The organism is Bradyrhizobium sp. HKCCYLRH3073, from assembly GCF_051167995.1.
Classification (GTDB): domain Bacteria; phylum Pseudomonadota; class Alphaproteobacteria; order Rhizobiales; family Xanthobacteraceae; genus Bradyrhizobium.
Genome location: NZ_JBNPUD010000001.1, coordinates 753,101 through 768,714 on the forward strand (window position 1 = coordinate 753,101; position 15,614 = coordinate 768,714).

The following is a 15,614-nucleotide window of genomic DNA, read 5'->3' on the forward strand; positions in this document are numbered from 1 at the left end:
CATTCCGATACCGCATGGAGCAACTTGGTTTAAGGGATTAGTCGTCATTCGTTATTAATCATCATGGCGCGGCAGCGTCGCCGCGATCTTGTTTGCCGACCGTGCGGGAACGTCGCCGAAGGGCAGCTGCGCAGGCGCGTATCAGCCGATACGCGCGCGACCGGCCGGGCAACGGTAATTGATTGGGAATAACCAATGTCCTCGCGCGCGGTGCTGCACAATGAGACGGTCAAGCCGGAGACCGGCGCGGTCAGCCTGAAATGGAAAATTCTCGCCGGCAATCTGCTGACCGGTTTCTTCGCCATGGCCTTTGCGTTCGTGCTCGCGTGGAGCGGGTGGGGAGATCTGGTCAAGCGCGAGCAGGCGCGACGCGTCCTTGACGCTTTCGAGCTGGCGATGAAGGTGAACGCCCAGATCCCGCTCGAACGGAATATCTGGAATCTGCTGGCTGCTCCGGCGCCCGCTTCGGCCGACGATGCCGTCAAGCTCGACAAGACCATCGCAAGCACCGACGATCTGCTCAACCAGGCCAAGTCATCCGCCAAGGCGGCAGGGCTGGCGACAAGCAACCTCGACGCCGCCGAGCAGACCCTTCGCGGCATCCGGTCCGCGGCTCGCGGCGCCGTGGGGCTGCCGGTAGCGCAGCGTCCGGCCAACATCCAGGCGGCAACGATCGACGGCCTCGGCCGCGCCGCCGAGTCATTGAATGCCGCGATCGACGCGACCGCAATCGAGCTGTCGCGCGTCGGTGGCGACGTCGAGAACCTGCTGCCGTCGGGACAACTCGCACAATTGTCGCAATCGATGCGGACGGTGAATGGTGCGCGCTCCGCGGTTCTTCGCTTCTTCATCCAGAGCCTGAACTGGACGCCGGCACGCCTCGCCGAGGTCACCGAACAGAGCGGGCAGGTGACCCTGTTGTGGCAGCAGATGGAGCTCGCGGCCCGTAGCGTGCGCGACAATCCGGACGTCAGCTCTGCGCTCGAACATGTCCGCTCGACGCTGATGGGCGACGGCGAGCGCCGTTATCGTCAGATCGTCACCGCGGCGCGCGACGGTCAACCTTCGCCGGTCACCCCCGAGGAGTGGGGCCGCTGGACCACGCCGATGCTGAACAATGTGATCGTGCTGCGCGATGCGGCGCTGACGTCGGCGCACCAGGCCATCGATCAGTCGATCGAGGCCGCGCGGCTGCGCCTGTTCACCGCTCTCGGAATCCTGCTCGTTGTCGCGCTGGTGTCGGTGGCGGTGGTGCTCGGCGTCGTCCGTGGCGTCATCGGCCCGCTGGTCGGGCTGACCGGCGTGACCCTGCGCCTCGCCAATGGCGAGCTGAGCGCCGACATTCCGAACGAGTCCCGCAAGGACGAGATCGGTGCGATGGCGCGCGCGCTCAAGATCTTCAAGGACGCGCTGATCGCCAAGAAGGATTCGGACGAGGCCGCGCAGCGCGACGCGCAGGCGCAGATCGATCGGGCCCGGCGGCTGGATGCGCTGACGCGCAACTTCGAGTCGACGATTGCCGACATCGTCAACACCGTGTCGTCGGCGGCCTCGGGGCTCGAAACCTCGGCGGATACGCTGACCAACACGGCGAACCGATCGCAGGAGCTCAGCACGGTGGTGGCGGCTGCGTCGGAGGAAGCGTCCGCCAACGTCCAGTCGGTCGCCTCCGCCACCGAGGAGCTGTCCTCGTCGGTGACCGAGATCAGCCGTCAGGTCCAGGCGTCGGCGCGCATGGCCGGCGACGCCGTGCAGCAGGTGCGCCAGACCAATGGGCGCGTCGCCGATTTGTCGCAGGCCGCAGCCCGCATCGGCGACGTCGTCGAGCTCATCAACAGCATTGCCGGACAGACCAATCTCCTTGCACTCAACGCCACCATCGAGGCGGCGCGGGCCGGCGATGCCGGCCGCGGTTTCGCGGTGGTTGCGACCGAGGTGAAGGCGCTCGCCGAACAGACGGCGAAGGCGACCGAGGAGATCTCACAGCAGATCTCAGGCGTGCAGGCCGCGACGCAGGAATCGGTGACTTCGATCCAGGCGATCAGCTCGACGATCGAGCGGCTCGCCGAGATCGGTGCCGCGATCGCGGCGGCGGTCGAAGAGCAGGGCGCGGCAACGCAGGAAATCTCGCGCAACGTGCAGCAGGCCGCCCACGGCACCCAGCAGGTCTCGTCCAACATCACGGACGTGCAGCGTGGCGCCTCGCAGACCGGCTCGGCCTCCGCCGAGGTGCTGTCGTCGGCCAAGTCACTGGCTGGAGATTCCAACCGCCTCAAGCGAGAGGTCGGCAGCTTCCTGGAAGCGGTCCGCGCGGCGTAAGAAGCCAACCTTTCAAGCGCCCAAGAAAAAGCCCGGACGATGTCCGGGCTTTTGTTATTTGGCCGTAGCCCGGATGAGCGCAGCGATATCCGGGGTCTGCTCCGAACGTTGAAATCATCCCGCATGTCGCTCCGCTCATGCGGGCTACGACAGCCGGTCTCGGCTTAAGACGCCAGCATCTTCCGGTACAGCGCATTGTAGCAGGCTGCCGACAGGTCCCAACTGAACGAGCGGGCCATCGCCGAAAGCCGCATCTCGTTCAGCCGTTCGGTGCTGGTGAACGCCGAAAACGCGCGCTTCACCCCGCCGAGGAAGGATTCCGCCGACGGCTTCTCGAACAGGAATCCGGTCTCGCCATCTGTGATGGTCTCGGCGAGGCCGCCGGTCTGGTGCCCGATCGGCAGCGAGCCGAAGCGCTGGGCATACATCTGGCTCAGGCCGCAGGGCTCGAAGCGCGACGGCATCAGGGTGAAGTCGCTGCCGGCGAAGATGCGCCGCGCCTGCGCATCGTTGAATCCGATGGCGACCCCGATCGCGTCCGGCCGGCGGCGGTGGGCCTCCATCAGCGCGCGCTCGATGGCCGGCTCGCCGGTGCCGGTGACCACGATCTGGCCCCCGGCGCCGACGATCTCATCGGCGGCTTCCAGCACCAGGTCGATGCCCTTCTGATGCACGAGGCGCGCGACGATGCCGAACATCGGACCACGCGACACGGCGAGGCCGAACTGCTTGCGGACGTAGTCGGCGTTGGCCTTCTTGCCCTTCCAGTCGCCCGCGGCGAAGGGCTGCGCCAGCTGCTGGCAGTAGCGGGGATCCCAGCTCTCGTCGATGCCGTTGAGAATGCCGGTCAGCTCATGGGCATTGGAACGCTGCCGGAGCAGGCCCTCCAGCCCGCAGCCGAGCTCGGGCGTCGTGATCTCCTGGGCATAGGTCGAGCTGACCGTGGTGAGATGCGACGCATAGACCAGTCCGCCCTTGAGAAAGGACAGCTTGTCGTAGAACTCCAGCCCGTCGATGTGGAACGAGGATTCCGGAGCGCCGATCCGGCGCAGCGACTCCCGCGGGAACAGGCCCTGATAGGCGAGGTTGTGGATGGTCAGGATCGACGGCACGTCGACCCCGCGCCACGCCAGATAGGCCGGCACCAATGCCGCCTGCCAATCATTGGCGTGGACCAGATCGGCTGCCCAGTTCTTGTCCAGCGTACCCGCCGCGAGCTCGGCGGCGGCGGCCGCGAGCCGGCCGAAGCGGATGTCGTTGTCCGCCCAGTCATCTCCGTTCTCGTCGCCGTAGGGGTTGCCCGGCCGGTCATAAAGCTCGTCGCAGAGCAGGACGTAGACCGGCAGGCCGTCGCGGGTCGACGACCGTCCCAGTGCGCAGGCCGGCATCTCTGCCAGAGGCGCGCAGTGGCCGACGATCTCGATGTGGGTGAGTTGCTCGACCACGTCCCGGTAGCCGGGCAGCATGATCCTGACGTCGGTATGTGAGCGCAGTGCCCGGGGAAGTGCCGCCGAAACGGCAGCCAGTCCGCCCACCCGGACGAAATCGTCCATTTCGGTCGTAACGAACAGAACCCGCAAGAGATGTCCTCGATCAAGCCCCATGTTCGTCCTATGCAAGAAAAGGTCCAAATTCAGTCATGAAGAAAAGCGTTGCCGCATTGCGGCGAAAGGCCAAACGCTTTCGACATCGAATGGTTCGATCTAGAAACGACCTGCACGACGATCGATGGCTTACGCTTTGTGAATCGGCGACGGCAAAGCGGAGCTTCGGCCTCGGTGCCGAGCGAGAAGAGTTCAAACCAGGGAGCTGTCAGGGTGAGTCTAGTGGGAAACGATGAGAGCCGTTTGACAGGATGTTTCGAGGGACTGCGCGTCCTCGACTTCTCGACCACCATCGCCGGCCCGCACTGTGCCCGCATGCTTGCCGATATGGGAGCGGAGGTGATCAAGATCGAGTCAGTCGAAGGTGAAACCATGCGCACCCGGCCTCCGATGCGTCATGGCTGCTCTACCGCTTTCGGTCAGCTCAACGTCGGCAAGAAGAGCGTCGTGCTCGACCTCAAGTCGCGCGACGGTGTCGCCGCGGTGTGTCGGCTGGTCGCCGAGGCCGATATCCTGGTCGAGAACTTCCGCCCGGGCGTGATGCAGCGGCTCGGGCTCGACTACGCGGCCTTGAGCGCGCTGAACCCGCGGCTGATCTACTGCTCGATCTCGGGTTACGGCCAGACCGGCCCATCGGCGGAACTCCCGGCCTATGCCCCGGTGATCCATGCGGCTTCGGGCTACGACATGGCGCATCTCGCCTACCAGCCGGGGCGCAGCCGGCCCGATTATTGCGGCATCTATCATGCCGACGTCGTCACCGGGACCTACGCGTTCGGCGCCATCGCCTCCGCTCTGTATCAGCGCGAGCGCAGCGGGCGCGGCCAGCACATCGACTGCTCGATGCTGGAATCGATGCTGAGCCTGACGCTGAACGAGATCCAATGGTCGCAATTTCCCGTCGCGCAGCCGTCGCGGCCGACCTTCGGCCCGGCGGAGTGTCGCGACGGCTATGTCATGATCGCCATCGCCAGCGAGAAGACGTTCCAGAACCTGATGATTGTGATCGGCCACCCGGACTGGGTCGATGATCCCAGGTTTGCAAAATATTCCGACCGGCGGGCAAACTGGGGGGCGCTGATGGATGGCGTCGAGGCCTGGTCGCGCCGGCTCGACGTCGCCCAATGCCTGGAGGCCTTGAACGCGGGCGGCGTGCCGAGCTCGGCCTATCGCAGCGTTGCCGATGCGCTGGCCGATCCGCAGATCGCACATCGCGGCGCGCTGGCCGATGTGGAGGATGCCGCCGGCAGCTTCCAGGTCGTCAACCTGCCGTTCCGGATGTCGGAGGCGAAGGTCGCGGCCGGCCCGCGGGCCGCAAGCCTCGGAGAGCACACCGCGGACATTCTCCGCGAGGCCGGCGTGAGCGACGCCGCAAAACCGTGAATGCGCTGAGGCAAAACGCTGCAGGGCTGCCATGACTGCGCATGCTGCGCGCAGCCTTGCCGCCCCACGCGTTTCCAGCCAATGTCGCGACATCGCAAGAACAGTCCGGACCAGCCGGACGCGCTCATGCCGGGAGGAGGTCCGACGCGACGTTGCCGCGCGCAGCCTCGCCGCTCGTCCCGTCGATGCGCCGTCCGGCCCTGCCCGCACCGGACGACGGGAGTGAAAGCATGAAGAGCTTCAAGGTCACTGATTTCAATGCACCGCTGACCGAGGTCGACGAGCCGACGCCGCAGCCGTTCGGCAAGCAGGTGCTGATCAAGGTGAAGGCCGCCGGCGTCTGCCACAGCGATCTGCACATCTGGGAAGGCGGCTATGATCTCGGCCACGGCCGCAAGCCGCTGTCCCTGAAGGACCGCGGCGTGTCGCTGCCGCGGACCATGGGCCATGAGAGCGCCGGTGAGATCGTGGCGTTCGGTCCCGAGGTCACCGAGGCGGAGAAGGGCGGATTGAAGGTCGGCGACGTCGCGCTGGTCTATCCCTGGATCGGCTGCGGCAAGTGCGCCACCTGTCTCGCCGGCGACGAGAACATGTGCCTGAAGCCGGCCTCGCTCGGCGTCTATTGCGACGGCGGCTATGCGGACCACATGACCGTGCCGCATCCGCGCCACCTGATCGATCTCAAGGGCCTCGATCCGGTGACGACGGCGCCTTACGCCTGCTCGGGCGTGACGACCTACAGCGCGCTCAAGAAGGTCGAGAAGGACTTCGACACGCCGATCGTGATCTTCGGCGCCGGCGGCCTCGGGCTGATGGCGCTGTCGCTGTTGAAGGCCATGGGCGGCAAGGGCGCGATCGTGGTCGATATCGACGCGCGCAAGCGCGAGGCGGCGTTGGCGGCCGGCGCGCTGGCGGCGGTCGACGGCAAGGCGCCGGATGCGCTGGAGCAGCTGAACAAGGCGGCAGGCGAGCCGATCCGGGCCGTCATCGACCTGGTCGGCAATCCGGCCACCGCCCAGCTCGGCTTCGACTGCCTGACCAAGGGCGGCAAGCTCGTCATCGTCGGCCTGTTCGGCGGCGGCGCGCCGTGGGCGCTGCCGCTGATTCCGATCAAGGCGGTCACCATCCAGGGCAGCTATGTCGGTAATCTCCGCGAGACCAAGGAGCTGCTCGATCTCGTCCGCGCCAAGCACATCGCCCCGATCCCGGTGACGCCGATGCCGTTGTCCAAGGCCAACGATGCCTTGCACGATCTGCAAAAGGGTCAGCTGGTCGGCCGTGCGGTGCTGACGCCGTAAATCGCAACTCCGTCCGCTCGTCATGGCCGGGCTTGACCCGGCCATCCACGTCTTTGGCGCCGCGGCGTTAGAAAGTCGTGGATGCCCGGGTCAAGCCCGGGCATGACGGCTCATTGATGTCGTCCTCGAAAGCGTCGCCCATGCCCTCGACCAATTCACTCCACATCGCAGTCCTCCCCGGCGACGGCATCGGTCCTGAAGTCATGGCGCCCGCGCTTGAGGTGCTGCGCAAGGTCGAGGCCAAGGCCGGCCTGTCGTTCCGCTTCACCGAGGCCCAGGCCGGCGCCAACAACTATCTCGCAACCGGCGTCTCGATCGCCGACAGCACGATCCGGCTGTGCGAAGAGGCGGACGCGATCCTGCTCGGCGCCTGCGGGCTGCCCTCGGTGCGCTATCCCGACAACACCGAGATCGCGCCGCAGATCGAGCTGCGCTTCCATTTCGACCTTTATGCCGGCGTGCGGCCGGCGCGGCTGATCCCGGGCGTGCCGAGCCCGATCGTCGGCGCCGCCGAGCGCGGCATCGACTTCGTCGTCATCCGCGAGTCCACCGAAGGCCTGTTCGCCTCGATGGGCAAAGGTGTGGTGACACATGAGGAGGCGCGCGAGACCCTCGTCATTACCCGCAAGACATCCGAGCGGCTGTTCAACTTCTCCTTCAAGCTCGCCGCCCGGCGCCGCGCGCGCGGCCGCTCGGGAACTTTGGCCTGCGTCGACAAGGCCAACGTCTTCAAGGCCTTCGCCTACTTTCGCAAGATCTTCGACGAGGTCGCTCAACTTCATCCGGACGTGAAGACGGACCGCCTCTACATCGATGCCTGCGCGCTCATGCTGGTGAAGCGCCCGTGGGATTTCGACGTCCTGGTCACCGAGAACATGTTCGGCGACATCCTGTCCGATCTCGCCGCCGGTCTCGTCGGCGGCATGGGCATGGCGCCGTCGGCCGACATCGGCGACCGCCACGCCGTGTTCCAGCCCTGCCACGGCACCGCGCCCGACATCATGGGGCAGGGCAAGGCCAATCCGACCGCGATGATCCTCTCGGCCGCGATGATGCTGGACTGGCTGGCGGACACGCATGGCATCGAGGGCGCAGCCGAAGCGGCGCAGCGGATCGAGCTGGCCGTCGACCGGGTCTATGCTTCCGGCCTCAAGCCGTTCGAGTTCGGCGGCAAGGCCGGCACGATCGACGTGACCAAGGCGGTGCTGGAGGCGCTCTAGCGTCCCTTGAAGGCCGGCTTGCGCTTCTCCATGAAGGCGCGGCGGCCCTCGCGGAAATCCTCCGAATCCATGCAGGCGTCGCCGATCCGCTTGATGGCTTCCATGTCGCGCCGGCTTTCGTCCTTCAGCACTTCGGCGATGGTGATCTTGGCGGCCTTGACCGCCAGCGGCGCATTGCCGGCGATGGTGCGGGCGATCTCCAGCGTCGCCGGCAGCAGCTCGTCGTTGGGGATCATCCGATCGATGAGGCCGATGCGCAGCGCCTCCGCGGCATCGATCCGCAGGCCCGTATAGAGCAGCAGCCGCGCCTGCGACGGGCCGACCAGTGACACCAGGTTGCGCAGGCCGTCATAGCCATAGGCGATGCCGAGCCTGGCGGCGGGGATGCCGAACTGGCTGTCCGCGGCGGCGAAGCGCATGTCGGTCAGCATCGCGATCTGCAGGCCGCCGCCGAGGCAGAAGCCGCTGACGCAGGCGATCGTCGGCTTCAGGTAGCCGGCGAGCAGCGCCCGCTGGGCGGCGCTGCGCTCGGCATAGGCCTCCGAGGCCGCGGCGTTGTGGCGGCTCTGCTCGAACTGGCTGATGTCGGCACCGGACACGAAGGCCTTGCCGCCGGCGCCGGTCAGCACCACGACCCGGATCGCGTCATCGTCGCGCAGCGCGACCAGGGCCTGGCCGAGCCCCTCCCACATCTCCAGCGACATCGCATTGCGCTTATCCGGGTTGTTGAAGGTGATGATGCCGACGCCGTCGCTCGCTCTGGTCATGAGGATCTTGCCCTCGGCGAAGGTGGTGGGGAGCTCGGAGATGGTCGGCATGAGGGTCCGTCGGCAGGGAGGGCAAGGCGGCCGGCATCGTTCACCGCGCCGGTGACGGCGTCAATGTGAGTTCAGGCCACGATGGGCAGGCAAGAGGACGTCGGAGCCGATGCTCTCGACTGTGCACGGGTGGCCCAGGAGAGGACGCGCAGCGTTCATGATCAGCGTCGGCCGACGGGACCGAAACGCCGCCATGCCGCCACTTCCTATGACGGCAGAGAGCACGAGAATACAAGGGCGACGGAGCCTCAGACCGCGCAGCGATCGCTGGGCGGACGAGAAGGGCCGGTGTGCCGGCCGCGCCGATCACTCGGCCTCGAGCCGAGGCAGTGAACTCGCCCGAGCTGGCAAAGCCTGGCGCCCCCAAGTTGCGCCCTCGAGCGAAGATGGTCCATATCCATCACGGGCAGATCTGTCTGACGGATCAGACAGCCTTGCCTATTCTTCGTTCGCTGCGATCGATTCCATCAAGGATACCAGCTGACGTTGTACGGTCTGGTCCTTGATCTTGCTGTAGGCGCGCAGCAACCGCAGGCTGAAGGCTGAGTCCAGGAACAGGAGGCTCTCGACCTCGCGCGCCTTGCTGTCGCCGTCGTAGAAGAACGTCACGGGCACGTCGAGCGCGGTGGCGATCTGCTGCAGACGCGCAGCGCCGACCCGGTTGACGCCCTTCTCGTACTTCTGGACCTGCTGGAAGCTCACGCCGAGCTTCTCGCCGAGTTCAGCCTGCGAGATCTTCTGCTCTACACGCCGGAGGCGAATCCGCTTGCCGAGCTCGATGTCGGGCTTGCCCGCACTGCGCTGCTTCATTTTCTTTGCCGCTGATTTGTTCATACTGATTTTACCGTCCTTCCATCGGAAAGCCCCCGAATAGATGGGTCAGGGGTTCACCCATATATACTGTTTTAAGTTGCTGTGGATGAATGAATTCGTCTTTAAACCACGGGTATTTGCCAGGGTTAAAGGCCTCGACCAGCCAGTCGATCATGTGACGCACCCTAGGGATGCGTCCGGTGGTGGCATGGTAGGACAGCCAGATGTCGTAGGACCACTTGAGGTCAACCTCAAGTGGTATGATCTTCCCGCCCAGGGCACTCGCATAGGTTGGGAAGACCCCGATGCCGGCGCCGTGCGCCACGGCCCAGTAATTGGCGCTCGAGACATTGGTGGTCATCGCGATCAGGTCCCGCTGCTCGAAACCGGGAAAGATGGTGGCGAAGGCGGCGTTGGCGGCGGCTTCGTCCGCCACCTGCAGAACCAAGCGATGTTTGACGAGATCGTCAATCGTCTTTGGGATGCCAAATATCTCCAAATATTTCTCGCTCGCAAAGCACATCAGGTGCATGCGGCCGAGCCGGACCAGCTTGACGTCGAGCGCCGCCGGCCGGGAGAGATGGATGGCCACGTCGGCCTCGTGGCGTGACACGTCGGCCGAGCGCATCGCGCAATAGAGGTCGACCATGACGTTGGGAAAGCTCTGCTGAAATTCGACCAGCCGCGGCGCCAGCCAGAACGTGCCGAGCCCCTCGGTCACCGCGACCCGGACCTCGCCCGACGCAGCGCCGGCGAGACCATCGCCCGCGCGCAGCAGCTCGAATGACGCGGCCTCCATGCGTTCGACGGCAGAGACCACCAGTGCGCCTTCGTCGGTCAGCCGAGCGCCGTGGACGTCGCGTGTGAACAGCGTCGCGCCGATCTGCCGCTCGAAATCATCGATGCGTCGCCGTACGGCATTGATCGAGAGCGTCAGCCGCTCTGCCGCGGAGCGGAAGCTGCCGGCCCTGACAACCTCGAGGAAGATCCGCGCTGCATCCCAGTCGGTGAGGCTTGCCAGCGCCGATTTGCTCACGGTCGACTTGGCCGGGGCGGCCCGGCCCGTCGCAGTTTTTGCCGGCTTGCTCGCCGTTGCGCCCTTGGCGCCGCCACTCTCTCGGCTCAGTTCAATGCTCGATCCTGCCGCAGCAGACGAGTCGCCGTGCTCCCCTGGCGCCAGCGTCGCAGGGGTCTCGGCTAGGTCCTGGCGTTCCTTCTGAGGAACGCCCCGTTCCGCCGCAACGCGCATACAAGCTCTCTCCGCCTGCTAGAGTGATTCCGATAAATTACGGGCAGGGCACGTTCGTGCCATGATTTGGTTGAGCGATCGAGGGTCGATGAGTCTGCCACGTTCAGTTCTCTGCAGCATGGTCTTACCGCCAGCAGACGCGCGGTCTGACACATCATGTAGGACAGAGACACGCTTAGCGCGAGTCGAACCTAAGATCGACGGTTTTTGCCTCGACTGCAATGAAATGGTATTCGAAGATGGTCCGTTGTCATGCTATCTTGATGAACGGATCGTGGCGCTAACTCATCGAATGCCGGGGAGCGGTGATGTGTCTTCACCATGCGCCATGCCAGGACGTCGTCGTGCCGTCCCAGGGGGTGGGCGCGCGGCTCGGATGAGCCGCATGGGCAAAGCGCAGGGGAGCTACGACATGACGTATTTGGAAGCCATCCGCGAGTCGGGAGTTGCTCGGCTCCATCTCGTCGCACGCTAGAACGGAAACGACGCCTGTGGCCAATTCAGACGAACAAATGCTTGCAGTGCTTGCATCCCTGGAGCAGTGCCGCGCCACGCTCGCGGCGACGGGCAATCGCGAATCGGCACATTTGGTCTCGGTTGCCATCCTCGACCTGCGTATGAAGCTGAACCGTCTGAGCGAGGACGATCTGAGATCGCTCTGCGATGAGATGGTTCAAGCTGACAATCCCGACAAGCTGCGCGATCCGAAGCTGCAGCCGGGTCAGCGCAGGCAGCCTTTGCTTCGAGTGGTGAAATAGCACAGTTCGATGTGTGCACAAAGGTGCATTTAGCGCATTTGTGATATGTCGTGATCCCGCGGTGATGCGCGCGCGGCTCGCGGACGAGCCGGTTGGAACGGGTGGACGTGCCGCATCCGGGCGGGACTTTGCCGACGAGGCTCTGATCCGGGGACGTCGGGCTCAATCCTAGCGAAGGCCTGCAGGCGGTGATCATCGTTGAGCGCCGTAACTTCGGCACGTCTGTTGCGTATTCCCCGTATCGGCGGCAAGAAGCGTCGTGCCCCGGCTTGCGCCTGGAGGGGCGTATCGCGGGACTCGCATGATCCAGAACGTATCGATTCCGGCCGCGTTCATTGCTGGCCTGGTCAGTTTTCTTTCGCCCTGCGTGCTGCCGCTGGTTCCTCCGTATCTGGTCTATCTCACCGGCGCCACGATCGAGCACATCGAGAGCGAGGAGCCTCCGGCCGCGTCGCGCCGCGCGGTGATGATCTCGGCCGCACTGTTCGTGCTGGGCTTCTCCACCGTGTTCGTCATGCTGGGGGCGAGCGCCTCGCTGATCGGCGGCCTGATCCGGGCCTGGTCGGAGCAGTTGTCCATTCTCGCCGGCATCGTCATCATCGTGATGGGCCTGCACTTCCTCGGCCTGACCCGGATCGCGTTCCTGATGCGCGAAGGGCGGCTGCCGATCCCCAAGCCGGTCGGCCTGTGGGGCGCCTATGTCATGGGGCTCGCCTTCGCCTTCGGCTGGACGCCGTGCATCGGGCCGATCCTGGCTGCGATCCTCTCGATCGCAGCCGCGGAGACGACGGTCGCCAAGGGCGCCGGGCTCCTTGCCGTCTATTCCGCCGGCCTCGGCATTCCGTTCCTGGTCGCGGCGTTCATGATCGAGCAGTTCTCGGCGCTGTTCATGCGCATGCGTGGCCATCTCGTGAACATCGAGCGCGCGATGGGCGTGCTGATGATCGCCACCGGCATCGGCTTTCTCACCGGCGCGGTCTCGACCTTCAGCATCTGGCTGCTCGAGACGTTCCCGGCGCTGCAGAGGTTCGGCTGACGCGGCTCAATCGTCGAGCTTGCAGGTGATGGTGTAGACCACGCCCGGCGGCAGGAAGTCGACCGTGGCCTCGCCGCCGAGCTGATCGCGCGCGCTGCGCTCGATCAGGCGGGAGCCGAAGCCGCGCTGGATCGGCGCCGAGACCACCGGGCCGCCGGTCTCCTGCCACACCAGCCGCAGCCGTGCCGGCAGCTTCTTCGCGGCGTCGGCCGCGCTCGTCAGCTCCCAGGACAGATCGACCGTGCCGGTGTCGTTCGAGAGCGCGCCATATTTGGCGGCGTTGGTTGCGATCTCGTGCACGATCATCGACAGCACGACCGCGAGCCGCGGCGACAGCGCCACCTTCGGGCCGGAGATCCTGATGCGGTCGGGCGTGTTGAGGCGGTAGGGCTTGAGCACGCGCTCGATCACGTCCTGCAGCTCGGAGCCCTGCCATTTCTCCTTGCTGAGCAGATTATGCGCCTCCGCGAGCGCGCCGAGCCGGCCCTCGAACTTCTCGCGCTCATGGCGGCTGGCGCTGCGGAAGGTCTGCACCGCGATCGCCTGCAGGATCGCCAGCGTGTTCTTGACCCGGTGATTGAGCTCCTCGATCAGCAGATCGTGCAGCATCTCTGCGCGCGCGATCGTCGTCGCCATCCGCACCGCGAAGGCCAGGCCGATCGCCAGCATGATGCCGCCGAGCAGGCTGGTAACGGCGAGGTTGCGCCACAGCGGCGCCACCAGCGAATCCTCGGCGATGCCGGCGCCGATGGTCCATCCGGTCAGGGTGGAATGGGTGAAGCTCGACAGCAGCGGCACACCCTCGAGCGATACGCTCGACAGCGTCGCCTCCTGCTCGCTGCGCATGCGATCGAAGACCGAGGGCGAGGCCTGCTTGCCGATCGTCTTCGTCGGATTCGGCACGCGTGCGAAGACGGTCGCCTGGCGGTCGAGCAGCGACAGGGTCCAGTCCGGGTTCGGCCGCTGCTTTTCCAGGATGGTCTGGAACATCTCGATCGGCGGGCTGAACGAGATGTCATAGACGACCTCGCCGTCGCGAAAGACGGGAACCTCGACGGTGACGATCAGGCTCTTCTTCACGACGCCGTAGAACAGGTCGGAATATTGCGGCTGCCTGGTCTCGAACACGCGGCGGGTGATCTCGCGGTTGTTGCGCGGCGGCAGGTGAGCCGTATCCGGCGTCGCCGACGAGAACAATTGGCGTCCCTCGCGGTCGGCGACCACGATCGTGCCGTTCTTGCCGTACTGCTCGAGGAAGCCCATCGCGATCGGCCGGAAGCGTTCGAAATCGCCGGTGGTCAGCGCATCGGTCAGCGCCAGCACCTGGACGCCGCCGGTCATGCGCTGCATTTCGGCATCGAGCGTCAGGCGGATGCTGCGCACCGTCTCCAGCACGCGCTGGCGGGCGTCGCTGCGGTCCTGCATGTAGTTGTGCAAGACGATCCCGCCTGCGAACAGGATGAGCGGCAGCGTGGTCCCTGCGACCAGAAGAGCAAGCCGGATCGGCAGGGAGAGTTTTGGCACGGATGCCCCGTTTGAGCTGGCGCTGCTGATTGCCGTTGGGACTGACGTCGGCTGGGGAGATGCGTCGGGCGCAGGCGAATGTATGCAGCGAGCGCATATCAGGCTGGAGCGGCTGCGTCCGCAAGGTCCCGGCGGTTGCAGCCGTTCACATCGTTGTCAGCATAGGAGAGCGGTGCAAGCGCGCCAAGCGCAATGCGCGGGGATCGTCGGTTCCCTGAGCGGCTTTGCCGCCACAGCGCCTCTCCTAAACGTTGCTCTCGGTGATGGCCGCGTACACCATCGTGCGCAGCTCGCGGCGGATCGGGTAGGCGCTCGAGGGCAGCACCTGGGTCATGAAGATCGTGATCAGCTCTTCGGCCGGGTCGATCCAGAACGCGGTGGAGGCCGCGCCGCCCCAGGCATATTCGCCGGCGCTGCCGGGGATCAGCGTCTTGGCCGGGTCCATCGTCACCGAGAAGCCGAGACCGAAGCCGATGCCGTTATAGGCCGCTTCCGCGAACATCGAGCGCGACAGCGCCGGCAGGTCGACGCCGCCAGGCAGATGGTTCGAGGTCATCAGCTTCAGCGTCTTCGGCCCGAGCAGCCTGACGCCGCCGAGCTCGCCGCCATTGAGCAATGCGCGGCAGAACGTCAGATAGTCGGCCGTGGTCGAGCACAGGCCGCCGCCGCCGGAGATGAAGTCGGGCGGGTTGAGGAAGGTGCTGGTCGCCGGGTCGTCCTGCAAGGTCAGGCCGCCCTTGCGATCGGCGGCGTGAAACGACAAGGCGCCGCCGGCGTCGGCCGAGTAGCACGCCGCAAGGCGGTGCGCCTTCGCCGCGGGAACGTGGAAGTCGGTGTCGCTCATGCCGAGCGGATCGAAGATGCGCTGTTTCAGGAATTGCTCGAACGGCTGGTCGGCGATCTTGCCGACGAGATAGCCGACCACGTCGGTGGACACCGAGTAGTTCCAGGCCTCGCCCGGCGAGAACTCGAGCGGAATCCGCGCGAGGTCATCGATCATCGACTGCAGGGTGCCGGCCTTTTCGACCGCGCCGATCTTGGCGTCGCGATAGGCGGCATCGACGTTCGAGCGCTGCTGGAAGCCATAAGTGAGGCCCGAGGTGTGGCGCAGCAGGTCGACGATCAGCATCGGCCGCGCCGGGGGCCGGCTGACGAAGGCCGGTGCCGTGCCGGCGACGAACACGCCGAGATTCTTCCACTCCGGAATGTATTTGGCGACGGGCTCGTCGAGCGCGACCTTGCCTTCCTCGACCAGCATCATGAAGGCGACCGAGGTGATCGGCTTGGTCATCGAATAGATGCGGTAGATCGTGTCGTCCCTGACCGGGACCTTGCGCTCGACATCGGCAAAGCCGAGCGAGCTCGTGTGCACGACCTTGCCGCGGCGATAGACCATCAACTGCGTGCCAGGAAAACGGCCTGCCTCGACATAGCGCTGCCGCAGATGGGCATCGATGCGGTCGAGCGCGGCTTTCGACATCCCGACGGTTTCGGGCGAGGCAGGAGTGGGGGCGAGCATCGGCGTCTCCGCTATGATCGGTTTCCGGCGGCCTGCGCGAGGATCGGCCGCGCATCCCGTTTGTTTCGGGTGA

The 15,614-nt window shown here is 65.7% G+C and carries 12 protein-coding genes; 6 read left to right on the forward strand and 6 right to left on the reverse strand.

The genetic code is table 11. From position 1 onward, the window contains the following. Positions 1 to 195: 195 nt before the first annotated feature. Positions 196 to 2,319, forward strand: a complete 2,124-nt coding sequence (locus ACQR1X_RS03450) for a methyl-accepting chemotaxis protein (RefSeq protein WP_434898327.1) — start codon at positions 196 to 198, stop codon at positions 2,317 to 2,319. Positions 2,320 to 2,483: 164 nt separating this feature from the next. Here ACQR1X_RS03450 and glgA read toward each other — a convergent pair whose 3' ends face one another. Beyond that, complete coding sequence (gene glgA / locus ACQR1X_RS03455; protein WP_434898328.1) at positions 2,484 to 3,899, reverse strand: glycogen synthase GlgA; 1,416 nt, start codon at positions 3,897 to 3,899, stop codon at positions 2,484 to 2,486. 339 nt (positions 3,900 to 4,238) lie between these two features. On the opposite strand from glgA, the gene ACQR1X_RS03460 reads away from it, so the two are divergent. From ACQR1X_RS03460 to ACQR1X_RS03470, 3 genes are all read left to right on the forward strand, one after another. Further along, a complete protein-coding gene (locus ACQR1X_RS03460) occupies positions 4,239 to 5,306 on the forward strand; it encodes a CaiB/BaiF CoA transferase family protein (protein ID WP_434898383.1) in 1,068 nt (355 codons plus the stop codon). Between the two features lie 230 nt (positions 5,307 to 5,536). Further along, positions 5,537 to 6,604, forward strand: coding sequence for an alcohol dehydrogenase (locus ACQR1X_RS03465; protein ID WP_434898329.1), 1,068 nt, complete (start codon positions 5,537 to 5,539; stop codon positions 6,602 to 6,604). A gap of 140 nt (positions 6,605 to 6,744) precedes the next feature. Then, a complete protein-coding gene (locus ACQR1X_RS03470; RefSeq protein ID WP_315802513.1) occupies positions 6,745 to 7,824 on the forward strand; it encodes an isocitrate/isopropylmalate dehydrogenase family protein in 1,080 nt (359 codons plus the stop codon). On the opposite strand, the gene ACQR1X_RS03475 is transcribed toward ACQR1X_RS03470, so the two are convergent. From ACQR1X_RS03475 to ACQR1X_RS03485, 3 genes are all read right to left on the reverse strand, one after another. Beyond that, positions 7,821 to 8,642 carry an enoyl-CoA hydratase gene (locus ACQR1X_RS03475; RefSeq protein WP_315802514.1) on the reverse strand — a complete coding sequence of 274 codons (822 nt, stop codon included), beginning with the start codon at positions 8,640 to 8,642 and terminating at the stop codon, positions 7,821 to 7,823. The two genes, ACQR1X_RS03470 and ACQR1X_RS03475, sit on opposite strands and share 4 nt — an antisense overlap. Positions 8,643 to 9,080: 438 nt before the next feature. Then, positions 9,081 to 9,476 carry a helix-turn-helix domain-containing protein gene (locus ACQR1X_RS03480; RefSeq protein ID WP_015668220.1) on the reverse strand — a complete coding sequence of 132 codons (396 nt, stop codon included), beginning with the start codon at positions 9,474 to 9,476 and terminating at the stop codon, positions 9,081 to 9,083. Between the two features lie 7 nt (positions 9,477 to 9,483). Beyond that, positions 9,484 to 10,704: a LysR family transcriptional regulator gene (locus ACQR1X_RS03485; RefSeq protein ID WP_315802515.1), complete on the reverse strand. Its 1,221-nt coding sequence runs from the start codon at positions 10,702 to 10,704 to the stop codon at positions 9,484 to 9,486. Positions 10,705 to 11,216: 512 nt separating this feature from the next. Between ACQR1X_RS03485 and ACQR1X_RS03490 the strand changes: the two genes are divergently transcribed. Both ACQR1X_RS03490 and ACQR1X_RS03495 read left to right on the forward strand, forming a co-directional pair. Then, positions 11,217 to 11,462 (forward strand): hypothetical protein, encoded by a 246-nt coding sequence (locus ACQR1X_RS03490; protein WP_315802553.1) that lies wholly within the window; start codon positions 11,217 to 11,219, stop codon positions 11,460 to 11,462. Between the two features lie 301 nt (positions 11,463 to 11,763). Then, the gene (locus ACQR1X_RS03495; protein ID WP_315802516.1) at positions 11,764 to 12,498 is read left to right on the forward strand and encodes a cytochrome c biogenesis CcdA family protein; all 735 of its coding nucleotides are present in this window, start codon (positions 11,764 to 11,766) and stop codon (positions 12,496 to 12,498) included. A 6-nt stretch (positions 12,499 to 12,504) separates the two neighbouring features. Here the strand turns inward: ACQR1X_RS03495 and ACQR1X_RS03500 are convergent, their stop codons facing one another. Continuing rightward, positions 12,505 to 14,022, reverse strand: a complete 1,518-nt coding sequence (locus ACQR1X_RS03500) for an HWE histidine kinase domain-containing protein (RefSeq protein WP_315802517.1) — start codon at positions 14,020 to 14,022, stop codon at positions 12,505 to 12,507. Between the two features lie 244 nt (positions 14,023 to 14,266). Then, a complete protein-coding gene (locus tag ACQR1X_RS03505) occupies positions 14,267 to 15,541 on the reverse strand; it encodes a serine hydrolase domain-containing protein (RefSeq protein ID WP_434898330.1) in 1,275 nt (424 codons plus the stop codon). Positions 15,542 to 15,614: the final 73 nt, after the last annotated feature.

Coding starts and splice junctions, on each gene's coding strand:
- ACQR1X_RS03450 (WP_434898327.1), top strand. CDS start 196: ATGTCCTCGCGCGCGGTGCTGCACAATGAGACGGTCAAGCCGGAGACC.
- ACQR1X_RS03460 (WP_434898383.1), top strand. CDS start 4,239: ATGCTTGCCGATATGGGAGCGGAGGTGATCAAGATCGAGTCAGTCGAA.
- ACQR1X_RS03465 (WP_434898329.1), top strand. CDS start 5,537: ATGAAGAGCTTCAAGGTCACTGATTTCAATGCACCGCTGACCGAGGTC.
- ACQR1X_RS03470 (WP_315802513.1), top strand. CDS start 6,745: ATGCCCTCGACCAATTCACTCCACATCGCAGTCCTCCCCGGCGACGGC.
- ACQR1X_RS03475 (WP_315802514.1), bottom strand. CDS start 8,642: ATGCCGACCATCTCCGAGCTCCCCACCACCTTCGCCGAGGGCAAGATC.
- ACQR1X_RS03480 (WP_015668220.1), bottom strand. CDS start 9,476: ATGAACAAATCAGCGGCAAAGAAAATGAAGCAGCGCAGTGCGGGCAAG.
- ACQR1X_RS03485 (WP_315802515.1), bottom strand. CDS start 10,704: ATGCGCGTTGCGGCGGAACGGGGCGTTCCTCAGAAGGAACGCCAGGAC.
- ACQR1X_RS03490 (WP_315802553.1), top strand. CDS start 11,217: ATGCTTGCAGTGCTTGCATCCCTGGAGCAGTGCCGCGCCACGCTCGCG.
- ACQR1X_RS03495 (WP_315802516.1), top strand. CDS start 11,764: ATGATCCAGAACGTATCGATTCCGGCCGCGTTCATTGCTGGCCTGGTC.
- ACQR1X_RS03505 (WP_434898330.1), bottom strand. CDS start 15,541: ATGCTCGCCCCCACTCCTGCCTCGCCCGAAACCGTCGGGATGTCGAAA.